This window comes from Calothrix sp. NIES-3974, assembly GCF_002368395.1.
Lineage (GTDB): Bacteria > Cyanobacteriota > Cyanobacteriia > Cyanobacteriales > Nostocaceae > NIES-3974.
Genome location: NZ_AP018254.1, coordinates 5,729,464 through 5,744,736, shown reverse-complemented (window position 1 = coordinate 5,744,736; position 15,273 = coordinate 5,729,464). Strand labels below are relative to the sequence as shown.

General features: G+C 39.0%; 9 protein-coding genes. 5 read left to right on the top strand and 4 right to left on the bottom strand.

What is annotated here, in order from left to right:
- Positions 1-158: 158 nt before the first annotated feature.
- Together CDC37_RS22835 and CDC37_RS22830 are read right to left on the bottom strand one after the other, a co-directional pair.
- Positions 159-2,939, bottom strand: coding sequence for a PAS domain S-box protein (locus CDC37_RS22835; protein ID WP_096625424.1), 2,781 nt, complete (start codon positions 2,937-2,939; stop codon positions 159-161).
- 267 nt (positions 2,940-3,206) lie between these two features.
- Complete coding sequence (locus CDC37_RS22830; protein ID WP_096625422.1) at positions 3,207-4,826, bottom strand: bifunctional serine/threonine protein kinase/MFS transporter; 1,620 nt, start codon at positions 4,824-4,826, stop codon at positions 3,207-3,209.
- A gap of 198 nt (positions 4,827-5,024) precedes the next feature.
- Between CDC37_RS22830 and CDC37_RS22825 the strand changes: the two genes are divergently transcribed.
- The 3 genes from CDC37_RS22825 to CDC37_RS22815 all read left to right on the top strand — a co-directional run bounded on the left by CDC37_RS22825 (position 5,025) and on the right by CDC37_RS22815 (position 9,145).
- On the top strand, positions 5,025-6,575 hold the full coding sequence (locus tag CDC37_RS22825; RefSeq protein WP_096626562.1) for a metallophosphoesterase: 1,551 nt from the start codon (positions 5,025-5,027) through the stop codon (positions 6,573-6,575).
- Positions 6,576-7,073: 498 nt separating this feature from the next.
- Positions 7,074-8,780, top strand: coding sequence for a serine/threonine-protein kinase (locus CDC37_RS22820; protein WP_096625420.1), 1,707 nt, complete (start codon positions 7,074-7,076; stop codon positions 8,778-8,780).
- 53 nt (positions 8,781-8,833) lie between these two features.
- Positions 8,834-9,145, top strand: coding sequence for a hypothetical protein (locus CDC37_RS22815; protein WP_096625418.1), 312 nt, complete (start codon positions 8,834-8,836; stop codon positions 9,143-9,145).
- Between the two features lie 139 nt (positions 9,146-9,284).
- Here CDC37_RS22815 and CDC37_RS22810 read toward each other — a convergent pair whose 3' ends face one another.
- Together CDC37_RS22810 and CDC37_RS22805 are read right to left on the bottom strand one after the other, a co-directional pair.
- Entirely contained in the window at positions 9,285-10,559 is a 1,275-nt protein-coding gene (locus tag CDC37_RS22810; RefSeq protein WP_096625416.1) for a diguanylate cyclase domain-containing protein, read from the bottom strand.
- 1,381 nt (positions 10,560-11,940) lie between these two features.
- Positions 11,941-12,825: a ParA family protein gene (locus CDC37_RS22805; protein WP_096625414.1), complete on the bottom strand. Its 885-nt coding sequence runs from the start codon at positions 12,823-12,825 to the stop codon at positions 11,941-11,943.
- A gap of 286 nt (positions 12,826-13,111) precedes the next feature.
- Here CDC37_RS22805 and CDC37_RS22800 point away from each other — a divergent pair, with 286 nt between their 5' ends.
- On the top strand, positions 13,112-14,458 hold the full coding sequence (locus CDC37_RS22800; protein ID WP_096625412.1) for an AAA family ATPase: 1,347 nt from the start codon (positions 13,112-13,114) through the stop codon (positions 14,456-14,458).
- Positions 14,459-15,196 carry a ParB N-terminal domain-containing protein gene (locus CDC37_RS22795; RefSeq protein ID WP_096625410.1) on the top strand — a complete coding sequence of 246 codons (738 nt, stop codon included), beginning with the start codon at positions 14,459-14,461 and terminating at the stop codon, positions 15,194-15,196.
- Positions 15,197-15,273 lie beyond the last annotated feature (77 nt).

Genomic DNA, 15,273 nt, shown 5'->3' with positions numbered 1-15,273 from the left:
CTTGTAACTCATTCCAATTTAATCTGTTTATCAAAAAAAAACTGCTGTAATTTCTCTGAAATTTAAAAAAATATTTTTTAACATTTTTTTACGATGACACTGGATATTCATAGAGTTTATGAATATTTAAATTAATTATCTCGATATTTAAGATTTGACTATGTATTCTCAGGCTGAGAAATAGGAATTTTAATTATAAACTCCGTACCTTTACCTAATTCGCTGCTACAGGAGATTTGACCGTGATGTTTGTTAACTATGATTTCATAACTAATAGATAAACCCAAACCAGTACCTAGACCGACTGGTTTAGTTGTAAAGAAGGGGTCGAATAGACGTTGTTGAACTTCGGGGGTCATACCAGAACCATTATCCCTAAATTGAATAGTGACCGATTCATCCTCCAGGATTGCAGTGGAGATGGTAATTGTGGGAGGTTGATGTTTAAAGATTTGTTGCGATTTTTGGTGAGCTTCTTCCAAAGCATCGATTGCGTTTGCGATTAAATTCATGAAAACCTGGTTTAGTTGTCCGGGATAGCAGACAATTTTCGGGAGGTTGGTATAGTGTTTGATAATTTTGATCTCTGGTCTATCTTTTCCAGGTTTGAGGCGATGTTGCAAAATTAATAGGGTGCTTTCAATACCTTCGTGTATATTAACAGCTTTCATTTCGGCTTCGTCCAAGCGGGAAAAAGTTCGTAGCGATTGGACAATTTCTCGGATTCTTTCAGCACCAATTTGCATCGAATCTATGACCTGGGGTAAATCGGTGACAATAAAGTCCAGGTCAATATCTTCAATCTGTTGATGAATTTCTGGGGAAGCTTGGGGATATTCTTGACGGTATAGTTTGAGTAAATTGAGAATTTCTTCTGTATAAATACTGGCATGACTGAGGTTCCCGTAAATAAAGTTGACGGGGTTATTGATTTCGTGGGCAACTCCTGCTACAAGTTGTCCCAGGCTGGACATTTTTTCGCTTTGGACTAGTTGGGATTGGGTTTGTTGAAGTTGTTTGAGGGTTTTTTCGATTTGTTCAGCTTGATTTTGAGCGGTGATAGCTGCTTGTTGACTTTGGGTATATAGTTCTGCTTGGTTAATGGCGATCGCAATTTGATCAACAACTGCTTGCAATAATTCGACTTCACTATCTGTCCAGGGTCGAGGTTCTTTCCAGTGTCCACAAACAATTACACCAATACGGGAAAGGGTTTTAATGGGTAAGACTATTTCCGATTTGATTCCTAGAGATTCTAAGAATTGACGGTGGGTGGGTTCTTCAAACTGGGAAACATCATCAATTTTCAGTATTTCCTGTTTGAGGAATAGTTCAGTTACCGAACCAACTTTGTCGATAGGATGACAACCGATTAAACTGGGTAAATCTGGATGTTTTGCTTCTTTTAATGTCTCCCAAATCGGTGGGTTTGCATTCGGTTGAAACCAAGAAAAACTACATCTATCTATTTGTAATAAATCACGAATTTCATGGATAGCTGTTTCTAAAACTTTATCTAAATCCAAGGACTGACGAATTTGACTTGCAAGATGATTGACAAGTTGCTCCCGTCTAGCTAGTTCTCGGTATCGTTGCTCTGATTGTTTAATTGCCGCTTCTGCTCGCTTTCTTTCTGTAATATCTCTGGTGACAGTTGCAAAAGCCACAGGTTGTCCTGTTTTTTGGTCTGTTAAAATGAAAACATTATACTCAATAGGAATTTTTTCTCCTGTCTGAAAATGTCTAAACCAAAATTCTCCTTGCCAACGACCATCTTTGAGAACAATAGGAGTAATATTTTTTTCAAAAAATTCCCAATCTTCAGGTGTATGATAATCACTAATTGAAGTTTGCTTGTATTCTTCTTCACCTTGAATACCAACTAATTTCTGTCCAGCTTCGTTAATGTATAATGTCTTAGCTTCTAGAGATGCCAATGCAATAAAGTCTGAGCTGTTTTCAACTAAAGAAACAAACCTTTGCCTTTCTTCCTCAGCTTGTTTTCTGAGAGTAATATCGCGGGTAATAGTTGCCAATGCAATTGCCTTCCCACTACTATCTTTAATTGTAAAAATATTGTAGTCAATGGGAATAGCTTCTCCTGTTTGATGATGTCTAAACCTAAACTCTCCTTGCCATTTACCTGTTTCCATGACAATTGGTAGAATGTTTTTTTGGAGGCATTCCCAATCTTCTGGTGTATGATGGGATGATATTGGCAAGTGTTCTAGACTTTCATTAATTCCCAAACCAATCATTTGACGACCTGCTTGGTTGATGAAGATGGCATTACCTTCCAAAGTCGCGATCGCAATAAAATCAGAGCTATTTTGGATGAGGGAGACAAATTGGTCTTTCTCGATTTCTGTGTATTTGCGATCGCTGATATCTATGACTAATCCATCCCAGATCACATCCCCGTTTGCTTGCAGTTCTGGTTGAGATGTCGCTTGTATCCACTTACAATACCCGGATGGTAGGGTAATACGACCTTCCCAGACAAATTTTTCTTGGGTTTGGGCTGATTGCATGATAGCGATATCTAAGGAAGAGCGATCGCTAGGGTGAATTAATTCCCAAATACAGTTAATATCTCTGGTGATTTCTGCTGGTTCTAGCTGAAAAATTTCCCGACAACCGGGACTAATATAGGAAAAATATTTGCTACCATCTGCGCAGAGAACAAATTGATAAATCATCCCTGGTACGTTATTTATCAATCTTTCTAATAATTGATTTTGATTCAGATTGGTTGGGGAATTTACTATTTTTTTTTGTTGATGGAAAGCTAATTTATAAATAGATTCCTGGGAATAATTTTTAGATAAATGTTGCTGAGTTTCCGGGGATAATTGATAATGATATTTTTTATCTGTAACTGTAAATGATTCTTTCGCTACTTTATCATCAATAAAGTCCGATGGATTGGCTGGAAACATAGAGAAATCCGGTAGATGTCCGTATGAAAGGTAATATCACCACAGTATTTTCTGTGAATGGACAATACTTAGGTCAATTCAATATACTGACTTTTTCTGGGTTTCAACTTCCGGATTTACGCGGAATTTTCCGGAAGTGAAAGTAAGGAGTGAGTGAGAAGTAGGGAATAGGAAAAATCTCTTGTGGGAACGGAGATACACCTTGCAGAGCGCCTTTAGATTTACTGATATCAAAAGTATACATCGGCTTATTCTCTAGTCATCAATTTAGAACTGTCGATGACGTAATAACCAAGCGATCGCAATCCCACTTATACTGCTCCAAAAAAAGATGCTAATGGTAATTCCAATGGCAAAACTCATGGCAAAACTGGTATTTAGCAACCAAATTTTTGAGAAAATTAGATTAAAAATAATTGCAGCGATCGCTCCCACAATGACACTGCTGGGAATCGTGATAATTACGGTGATCAGCCAAAAAAATGTCCGTTTCAATTGTCTGCGGAAAATCAACCATTTAGCGATCGCTGTTCCGGTAAATATACCAACTAATGCTCCTACTAGTTGTCCCAGGTTAGCAAATAATAACTTTCCAGCGATTGTCCCTGTCACTAAACCGATGAATACGGCAAAAGCAATTTCGGCAATTGACCAAAAATCCCAATGGATGCGTCGTCGCAATGCCATCCACTGCATCCATTCTACAGGTAAGGCGGTGACAATGGCACTTAGCATCGCATAACGCAGTCCGACCAAATCGCCGAATAAACTATAAACTAAAGCACTAACTAGCGATCGCAAAAATAAACCAATTCCCAATCCCACCACACTTGCTAACATCCACTGATAGAAAAAACTCCGTTTCTGCTGAATAAATGTGGGTTGAATGGCTTTTAATTCAATTTCTGGCAAAATTTGTGTAGGAGAATGGATCAGGGTGGGAGCAATATTCAGGTTGACTGTTAGGGGTGGATGGGAAATTTCCCGTAATCGTTGTAAAATTTCCGTGGTGGAACTGGGACGCTGGGAAGGGAGTCTAGCCATCATCGCGTCGATTAAATCGGCAAATTGGGGCGATATCTGGGGATGGTGATAGCTGGGAAGGTTCAGGCTGTGAGCATCGCGCCATTTCAAGCCATCGCTATCGATATCGTACAATAATCCGGGGTCTGTCGCTGTTAATAAGTAGACAAATGTTCTCGCAAGAGCAAAAAAATCCGATTGTTGTACCGCTTGTCCGTTAATTTGTTCGGGTGGTGTGTAACCACTGGAAACAATCCCCGTCACCCCTCCAGCAGCTTGTTTGGCTAAGTATGTACCCGTAATTTGTCTGGCTGTACCAAAATCAATCAGTGCTAATCCCCCATTGGAGCGTAACATGATATTGGCGGGTTTGATATCACGATGGAAAAAATTTTGACCATGAACCTGGTGTAAAATCTCCGTCAGTTCAGTTAACCAGGCGATCGCAAGGTTTTGCTCGATTGGCTGATGACCCCTTTGGTGCATATACTCCCGTAAATTTAATCCCTCGATTTTCTCCATGACCAAACAATGAATCGGTGTTTGGCTATTGCGAGGAAAATAAATAAAATACCCATCAGTTTCCACTTTGGGAATACCAGGATGGGAAAGACATTTCAGAACATCAGCTTCCCGTGCAAACAATTCTACCGCTTTCGGATGGTTATTAGTCAAAATTTTTAAAACCTTAGTTTCCCCACCTTTTCCCAACACCGTAAAGGTTTTACCAAATCCACCCCCACCCAGTTTTTTGACAACCCGGTAACGTCCGTTTAACAATAGTTCCGAACCACAGGTTTGACAAAATAAAACCATATCTGGATTCAGGGGTTGTAAACATTGGGGATTGATACAGAGACTCATTCGCGAAACAAAGGGAGGTTGTTGGCTAGTTTAGCTGACAAACTACCAAAGTGAGAATAGTCTACATGCTGACACCACTCCCGATTCCTGTACAGACGGGATATGTCGCGTCTCTCCCTACTCCCTATTTGCAAGCGAGAGAATGAATCAACGGATCGTTTCCACCTAAATAGCCATCAAATCAAGGAAAATTTAATGATTAAACTTGTATCCGAACCAGCGATCGCCACTAAAATTATGAAGATGCAACAGCGAGTCCGTTGGCAAGCACGGGAAATTATCGAACGACAAATAGACCAAACTTGTTTTATTTTGGATGATGGACGTAATGGCGATCGGGAATTTTCTTTTCTAGTTATTGGTGATAGTGGTACGGGTTATCAAAAGAAACACCATCCCCAGCGACAAATTGCGGAGTTAATGCTACCCCACCATCCCCAAAGTCGTTTTATGTTGCATACAGGTGATGTTGTTTATTTAGTTGGTTCGAGCGAATATTATCCCCACAATTTTATCGCTCCCTATCGAGAATTTCTCGTTGGTGGTGAAAATCATCGCCAGATTCCATATAACCAAATGACGTTTAAATTACCGATTTTTCCTGTTCCCGGTAATCATGATTATTACGATATTCCCCTGATTTTTAATTTACTTTCCATCATCACATTACCCATTCGCCGTCTATTTCGTTCTACAATTGATTTTGATGCGGCTTGGCATGGTTCATACCAAGGAGATGCCTATGCTCAAGCTTTTCTTGACTATTTGAAAAAGTGGCGATTTTCCGGCGAACTAGCTGAACATTTAGATCAATACTACACCGCAAAAACAAATACGGGACGTTGTTTAAATTATCAACCTGGCTATTTCACCCGTTTACCGAATCGCTATTACACATTTAATTACGGTGGGATAGATTTTTTTGCTCTAGATTCTAATACGTTTAATCAACCTCAACCCCTCCCAAATAATCCAGATGGGGATAAACAACGCATCAATTTAAAACAACAACGGGATAGTTTGATTCAACGCAAGCGAGAAATAATTCAAACCCTAACAAAACTAAATTCTGAAAAGATGGAAGAAGCCGAGCAAATCGATGATTTAGAAGCTCATCTATCTCAAATAGAAGAAATTATCGTTGATATTGATAAACAACTTGGGACAGTAGAAATTAGTAACGATACAGAACAATTAAACTGGTTTAAAGAAAGACTAATTGCATCTTGGCGCAATCCCGAAGTCCGGGGAAGAATCGTGTTTTTCCACCATCCTCCCTACGTTACGGAAGCAACTAAATGGCAACAATCTCAAACTTTAACTGTACGTAAACATTTTGCCCAAACCCTAGATGCAGTTGCTCAAGAATTAGGTGATATCCCCCAAGGAAGGGCTTTAATTGACTTAGTTTTTAATGGTCATGCCCATTGTTTAGAATATATTCAAACCCTAGATACTGGCCATGCTGATTCCCATATTAATTGGTTAATTTGTGGTGGAAGTGGCTTTAGTTTACGTAGACAAAGGGAGGAAGGTGGAGATTTAATTGACAACGATGGTCGTCATCTTGCTCACTCCCATTTATTCCTGGGTCGTAGTGGTTCCGGAAGACAAAAACGTAGACCTTACTCCTGTTTACGGGTAGATGTTTGCGATGGTTCTCCACCGAAATTTCGCGTGAGACCATTAGTCGCGGAACGTTATCAAGGAGAATGGCATAATTATGAAATAGAGCCATTTTTGATTTAAGCTATACCCCATTTCTCACAAATCCCTAAAACATCTAGGGAATAGGGAGTGGTGAGTCGGGAATCGGAAGAAAATTGGCACTGTATCATTGCGGGATGATATGCTCTCTAAAACATGTAGGGAATAGGGAGTGGTGAGTCGGGAATCGGAAGAAAATTGGCACTGTATCATCGCGGGATGATATGCGTTTTTTTCCGAAATTTTCCAATAAAATGAATTCAGGCGATCGCGAAAAGACCGAATAATCGTATTTAACATTTAAACTATCGAGGAGATATCCTGATATTTCAGGTAGTAAATCAATAGCTTGAGTGATAGAGATAACATCTCTTGCTAAATAATGTCTTATAACCGACTATTTTCTCCTTCTACTCTTGTCATGCCTATTTTTCTAACAATCTGGAGACGACCCGATGGGTCGTCTCTACTCCCTACTCCCCATTTACAAGCTAGAATATTCACGGTAATCTAGCTGTTCCATTAAAACCCGGTCAGAGAATGCTGCTAAATAACCGTTATCGTGTGCTACAAACATTAGGGAGTGGGGGTTTTGGCGATACTTTCCTTGCAGAAGATACCCAAATGCCATCCCTACGACGTTGTGTGATTAAGCAACTCAAGCCAATTAATGATAACCCGGAAGTCGAACAATTGGTACAAACGCGATTTCAACGGGAAGCAGCTATCTTAGAAGAGTTAGGGGATAAGTGTGAACAAATACCTCGGTTGTATGCATATTTTCAGGATAACGGTAAATTCTATCTAGTGCAGGAATGGATTGAAGGTGACACTCTCACTGCAAGATTGCAAAAACAAGGTGTTTTTTCCGAAACTGAAGCTCGAAATTTACTGATAGATTTATTACCAATTTTGCATATGATCCATGCACGGGGGATTATTCACCGTGATATTAAGCCAGATAATATCATTCTGCGCTATCGAGATGGAAAACCGGTGTTAATCGACTTTGGAGCAGTGCGAGAATTAATGGGAACCGTAGTCAATTCCCAAGGTAGTCCCACGAGTTCGATTGTGATTGGTACTCCCGGATATATGCCAAGTGAACAGGCAATGGGTCGTCCTGTATTCGTAAGTGATATTTATAGCTTGGCGATTACGGTTATTTACTTAATCACTGGCAAACAACCCCAGGAATTCCCGACAGACCCGCGCACTGGTGAATTAGTTTGGCATAATTACGCACCATATCTCAGTCCGCAAATGCGGGGTATTTTAGAAAAAGCGATCGCCTACCATCCCCGCGATCGCTTTCTGAGCGCTCAAGAAATGTTATCCGTACTCCAGGATAATTCTCCACCAATTTCCACCTCTACCTATCCAACCACCGCAAACCAACCCGATCCTACCCAAAATACCATTCCTGTCACTCCCGTTAACCCTCCTGTATACCCCCCATCTTCTCCCCCATCCTCAGCCCAAATTACACCCAGCAACAACAAAAAGATTTTGGTCGGTGGTATCATTGCTGCGGGGCTAGTTGGTGCTGCTAGTATCATCAGCATTGCCCTTAACAACCAACCAAAGCCAGAACCTCTCGTCAATCAACCACCTGTTGATTCACCAACCCCAACAGAATCACCGACTCCATCACCCGTTAATCAAGCACCTGTTAACCAACCACGCGTAAATCGACCCACTGTAAGCCAATTACCCGTTAACCAACTACCAGTCAATCCACCAACCCAACCAGAACCACCCACCCCACCACCTGTTGAAGAACCACCCGTTAACGAAACACCTGTTAACGAACCAACTGTGAATCAAACACCCGTTAACGAAACACCCATTAACGAACCAACTCCAGAAACAACCCCATCACCACCATCCGTTAGTACACCGGACACTTCCCCCGTCGATTTTGTTCGTAATTACTATTCCACAATCAATAATGGCAATCTCGAATCCGCTTGGAATAAACTTTCTCCCACCTTTCGGGGTAATCGTCGTGTCCATCCCAAAGGCTATGATTCCTATACGGATTGGTGGGGTGGTCAAGTCGCAAGTGTGGAAATCAAGCAATTACGAGAGATTAACAGTAGTGAAAATGCAGCTACCGTTGAAGCTAATCTCAATTATCGCCTCAAAAATGGTCAGCAATCCCCTTCCGATGTGCGATTATACTTAATTTGGGATGCTAGCGATCGCCGTTGGATTATTCGTGATGCTCAACGTCTACGCGGTTAACCTCCCCTATCACAAAGCGGTGTATTATACAAATAACTTCATCTAAATTTACAATGGTAGAACGCCCAATCAAAAAGTCCGAGCGTCAGTCCCAAGCTAACACAAACAGCGATTCCCAAAATTCGGAATTTGAACCCCGTGGTTCTGGAAGACGCAGAGAAGGCAAAGACAATCGTGGTAAAGGTAAATCTGGTAAAGGGAAAAGGAAGTTTGAAGATAAAACTCCACCGGTTAATCCAGCTTTAGCACGGGGACCCAAACCCACTAAACCCCAACCCAAAGTAGAACCGGAACCAGAACCGGAAGCAGCAGTGGAAGCAGGTGCAGAAATACCCGTAGAAACTGAATCTGTAGCAGCAGAATAGGGTTTTTAAAAACCAGATGGGGACGTAGCTGTTTGCTGCGTCCCTTTGTTCATAGCAATTAAAAAATTCCATTTCTGGGGGTTGCTGCGTAGAAAAACACCTAGCAAATCCTAATCACGCAAACACTGCGTAACTCGCTTTACCTTGTAGTTTTTTTGCGTAGTTTTTTTGCTCGATACATGGCAATGTCTGCATCCCGTAACAGATTTGCTGGTTCCTGGTGGCTATCGGAATGAATGGCAATTCCAATACTAGCCGTAACCACCAATTGTTGTCCGTTCAACTGTAAAGGAACACTCAGACTATCCTGAATTCGATTGGCGATGTTGGTTGCGTCAGTTTCATCCTTAATATCCTCTAAGACTGCGGCAAACTCATCCCCCCCAAATCGAGCTACCGTATCCCCACTCCGCAAACATACCTCCAAACGCCGAGCGATCGCAATTAATAAATCATCCCCCATTCCATGTCCATAGAGGTCATTAATTTGCTTAAATCCATCTAAATCAATAAATAAAACTGCAAATCGATAATTATGACGACGTTTAGCTCGCTCAAAAGCTTGTCTGAGTCGATCCAAGAATAAAACTCGATTCGGTAATGCAGTTAGCGCATCGTAGAATGCATTACGCATCAATTGCGCTTCCATCTGCTTACGTTGACTAATATCTTGAAATATAAATACTAAACCACAAATCTCCCCACTGCGATCGCGAATCGGTGCAATACTATCTCCCACCGGAATTTCCCGACCATCTTTAGCAATCAAGATACAGTTTTCCGGTAACTTCATCGTCACCTTCCCATTGAGTACCTGCGTCGGTAAATCCAGCATCAACTCCCCATTACCACCATCAACCAGTCTCACGACCTCATTCACATGTCGCTGCAAAGCTTCCGATTCTCTCCAACCCGTCAAACCCTCAGCCACCGGATTCATCATTTCAATGTCACCTTGCAAATTCGTGACAACTATCCCACTCCCAACCCCATCGATTATGCTAGTCAACCTCTGGACTTTTTCCGTGAGCCGCTTTTCCACCTGACTTTTATACAACGCCATTTCCACCGCAATATGTAAATCCTTTTCCCCAAACGGCTGATATAAATAACGAAATGGTTGTAGCAACTTTTGACTTGTCAGTTTCATTACTTCCCCGTACTCCCCCATGTACAACACCGGAACATGAAACTTTCCCTCAATCAGATCCGCCATTTCTATTGCTCCTAAACCATCCGACAAGCAAATATCCAGCAACACTAAATTTGGGTTCATCTCTGCAATTTTATTAATTGCTTCCTCTCCTGAATCAATAATTTCTATATATTTATATCCTAATCGCTGTAAACTATTGCTAATATCCACAGCCAGGACTTTTTTCTCCTCTATAATTAGGATTTTTGGACAGTCCATGCTATCTTTAACCTACTTAGTAAGGCTTACTGTTGATCGACATAATTAATATAGTTTTAAGATTATTATTCTAACATAGTTTATTCTTCACCTGGAAAAATATTCCAACTCTTTACTTTTTGTCACTACCCTTGTCACCTCATCCAACTACTCATATTCATTCACATATTTATCCTTTATGTCTCCTTGTGTATGAACCAGTAATAATCGGTCTTTCCCCAGGGAATTAGTGCCTAGAATACTGCTTTACACCTTGATTATGCCGCCAAATATCCGTTTGTTCAATCCCCAGTATTAGTCAATATTTATACTAAAAACCAATGAAAGATGTTAATTAATATACAGGGGTAAAATTACTCAGTGGAGTGACTCATAATAAAACTGGTTTAATATAATAATTAGCAGAATACTATTTTTGAATGTTGATAATTGTGATACTTTTTTGCTGTATAAAAAGAACAAAACCATGTAACACCAATAATCATCATTTCCAAGATATTTGTGTCTCTAGACAGAGATAAATATCTCTCATACTTAATATTTCTACTTGAATTTTGCAGTAAATAGGTGAGTAGAAAATCATCTGTTATTCTGGATAAAATGCAGAAATATAGTATTACAATTAATTTACATTTTGTTACATAGTAGTAGTTTACAAGTAAGGAATAGGGAAGATCAATAATAACTATTTAGGACTTGCAGAAAAATAGTAAAACTTTTATTTTCTCAGCTTTAGAGGGTATTTTAGTCGCCAAAAGTGTTGTCGGAATAATTACTAATTCCACAGACCATCCCAACCAAGGGTTCCCACTAAAATCTTCATAACAGTGTTCGAGCAGTCTAAGAGGATGTTTGTCAAGTATTATCACTATTTTGGCTATCCTTCTGACTCTGGACATGGGGTCGTAAAGCAGACTTTTCCTCCGAGAGTACAGACACGATATGTCACATCTCTCCCTATTGCCGTACAGACGCGACATGTCGCATCTCTTCCCATTCCCAAAAACGATAATTCAAGTATTAATTATCACTATTCTGACTATCGCCCTGACTCTGGACATGGGGTCATAAAACGGATTTTTCCTCCTGCCGATTTTTTATATGTAGCGCAGTTGATTAGAGTAATCCACAATCCATAGACGCACGTAGTGCGGATCAACCGTAGGGTGACTCACATCTTGCACCCAGAAAAGCTGATGAAAATAAAATACTCAGTATAAATCTGAAAGTATTATTTTAGCGTTAAAAGCAAATAAGAGTACTGTAGCTATATCGTGTATATTTTAAAATTCAACGTATGTATAAGGTGCAAGATATAAAGTAATCCAAAATCCAAAATCCAAAATCCAAAATACTTATCCTGTCTCCAAGATTCTCCCATCTACAATTTCTGCAACAACTCCTGAGTCAAAGCCACAAAAGCACGGGAACCAGCAGAATTAGGACTATTTAAAACCGCAGGCATAAAACTATCCACAGCTTTAGCTACATTGACATCAATAGGAATTTGATTTTGACAAACTTTTTCCTTACCATAATCCTGATCAACCCGATGGATAACCTGCTTATAATATCTACCATTCAATAAATTATTACTCAACATCGTGAACACAATTCCTAACATTTTGGTTTCAATTTTTTGCTCATGTTCATGACTATCCTTGAGTTGGGCAATCCGCCTTTCTAATAATTGAATACCCACCACCGACAAAGGCTCTGGTTTCGCTGGTAATATGTAATAATCACTCGTTGCTAAGGCGCTTCTAGTCAATAAATTATAACCAGGAGCGCAATCTAAAATAATGAAATCATAATCATTCCGAATCGGTTCTAAAATCTTTCCTAGCAAGATACGCTCAAACCGATTCCAAATCGTTTCAAAATCCTTTTCGCCAACATTCAAAGCCTGTTGATGCAACAATTCTGAAACCACAAACTCATCATACAAATCAATATCTCCCGGTAATAAATTCAAACCAGGTAACTTGCAAACCTCCCTTTGAATGATATCTTGAATTGTGAAATCAGCCGCATCACCGGGAGTAATAATCTGGTCAATTAAATGTCGAAATGTTTTCCGCTTCTTCCGACGACTGGCAAAATCCACAGGTGACATTAAACTTAATGTGGCACTGATTTGCGTATCTAAATCCAATACTAATACCCGTTGTCCGTGATTTTTTGCTAAACAGGTAGCTAAATTAACCGAAAGAGTTGTTTTCCCAACCCCACCTTTCATATTCGCTGTTGCAATTACGTGTCCCATTGAATTAAATCCTGAAAATAATGCTCCGCTTATATTTAGCTTTACGCTTACCGAGAATAGGGAAAAAATAGCATAAATTTAAGATTTTTAACTAGCTTGACACAGCCGTGAAAATTATACCAATTTTATTAAATTACCATAAGTAATCATCTTCCTTCCTGAATTTCGCCTATAGGTATATGTGAATCCATATCATTTTTGTAATATAAAATACATGTATTTTATGGCACTTGATAGTAATGAATGGTATTGTAATAATACGTATCTGTTTCTAGAGGTTATAAATGTGACATTTAATCCCGCGCTATGTCGTAATGAAAGTGAGGTAGAAAGTAAACTTATCGTTCAATATCTTTTGCCAGCATTAGGTTACACTCCAGATACATGGCATCAGGAAGTTGCAGTAGGTAGTATCCGATTAGACTTTTTAGCTTTTGCAGCACAAGTCATTCCCTTTGTTTTGGATGCAAACTCACCATTGAGTGTGGTCATGGAAGCGAAGCATCCACAGCAGAATTTAGATAATCATGTACTGAGGCTTAGGTATTATTTAACTAAGCTGAATGTTAAGTATGGCTTGTTGACGAATGGTAGAGAAATTCGGATTTATACTCTTAATGGTAATGATATCTGTTTGGTATTCAGTTGTTTAGGAAAAGAAATAGAAGAACATATTTCGCAAATACAAGCTTTAATTGGACGGGACAGTTTAAACAAGAATTCATCAAAACGCTTTGAAAATCAAGATTTAAATGATAACCAAGGAGAACAAAAAATGAAGATAATTTCCGTTTATCATAATAAGGGTGGAGTCGGCAAAACAACAACAGTCGTAAATTTAGCAGCTGCTTTGAGCAAAAAAGGTAAAAAAGTCTTAGTGATAGATTTAGATAGTCAAGCAAATACAACGTTTGCAACTGGCTTAATCAAATTTGATGATGAAGAAAATGATGATATCAAAGACTTAAATATCTTACAAGTTTTACAGTCGGAAGAGTTTTATTCGATTTCAGAAGTAGCAAGAAAATCATCATTTTGTCAGCCGGCAATATATGTCGTACCAGCACACATTGATTTAATGAAAAATGAAAGTGATTTAAATTCCCTAGACTACAGTAGATTGATATTAATAGAAAAGCTGGCAGATGTGAAAAATGATTTTGATGTTGTACTGATAGATACTCCTCCATCGTTAAACTTATATGCCAGAATCGCTCTCATTGCCGCAGACTATTTAATTATTCCTTCAGATTTAAAACCATTTGCGAATCAAGGCTTGCTTAACGTCAAGGAATTCATTAAAACAGTAAACGGATTTAAAAAACAAATTAAACAGCCACCCTTAGAAATTTTAGGGGTTTTACCCTGTAAAATACCAACGAATCCAAAATTTATCCAGTATACCTTATATCCTCGAATTCAGAAAGTATCTCAAAAGTATGATTTACCAATTTTTGATACTGTTATTTATGAAAGAGATGATTTGGCAAAATGTTCTGAACAAACTATTCAAATGGGAGATATGGAAATAGCCGATCCCGTTTCGGTTTTAGATTTTAAACCCAATTCCACATCAGCTCAGGAATTTGAGTTACTAGCTAAAGAAGTACTGTCCAAAATAGGAATGCTGTAAATGAAACTATCGACTTCGCTTGTTGCAATTAAAAAGATTAGTTGTGCGACTCCTCGCTCAAACTTCACAGATGAAGCAATCGAAGCAGCTGCACATGCTATTTTAGAGATAGAAGGTACAATTAATCCTATAATTGTCAAAAGAATAAGTTTACAATCCTACGAGGTTGTAGATGGTGATTTCACCTATTATGCTGCTGCTAGAGCTAGGGAAATTGACCCCAAAAAAGGGGAAATGGTGAATGTATATATCGTGGAAGATGAAAGTGAACAAGTAATATCAAAGCAAATAGAGCTTTTTCGCCATAGTAGTATTTCCGAACGCAAATTAGATATAACTCCTGAAGCTTTAGAGTCATTCTTATATAACTTAGAAGCAAGAATAGATAAATTGGCTCATCAGTTACTGGAAGAAAGCAAAGCAAAATATAATTTAGAATCTGAAAATAAAGATCTTCGCAGTCAATTAGAACAAAAAATCAATCCACTAGAAATATTCAATACTTGGGACCAGCCTCAATTAGTACATAAACTTAGTCAAGGTGGAATAACTGATGGTAAGGCTCGTAATATTGCAGAAGCTATTGTTAAAGAGCGACAAAAAAGTAAATTTATCTCACTAACTGATGTCGTGGAAAGAGCCAAAATTCAAATGGGTGGTAAAAAAATGAAACAGCAGAAAGCTATTGGAGAAAAGTTAATGTTAAAAGTAGTTGATAATTGGTTGTCATCTAATTAATGGTTTACAAAAACTATCTATACATAGGACTTACGTACTTGTTACAATAAAACAATTCCGCTGCGCGTCTACCTTGT

What these genes read in the sequence shown, in the direction of transcription:
- CDC37_RS22835 (WP_096625424.1), bottom strand. Translation starts at nt 2,939, where the DNA reads ATGTTTCCAGCCAATCCATCGGACTTTATTGATGATAAAGTAGCGAAA.
- CDC37_RS22830 (WP_096625422.1), bottom strand. Translation starts at nt 4,826, where the DNA reads ATGAGTCTCTGTATCAATCCCCAATGTTTACAACCCCTGAATCCAGAT.
- CDC37_RS22820 (WP_096625420.1), top strand. Translation starts at nt 7,074, where the DNA reads ATGCTGCTAAATAACCGTTATCGTGTGCTACAAACATTAGGGAGTGGG.
- CDC37_RS22815 (WP_096625418.1), top strand. Translation starts at nt 8,834, where the DNA reads ATGGTAGAACGCCCAATCAAAAAGTCCGAGCGTCAGTCCCAAGCTAAC.
- CDC37_RS22810 (WP_096625416.1), bottom strand. Translation starts at nt 10,559, where the DNA reads ATGGACTGTCCAAAAATCCTAATTATAGAGGAGAAAAAAGTCCTGGCT.
- CDC37_RS22805 (WP_096625414.1), bottom strand. Translation starts at nt 12,825, where the DNA reads ATGGGACACGTAATTGCAACAGCGAATATGAAAGGTGGGGTTGGGAAA.
- CDC37_RS22795 (WP_096625410.1), top strand. Translation starts at nt 14,459, where the DNA reads ATGAAACTATCGACTTCGCTTGTTGCAATTAAAAAGATTAGTTGTGCG.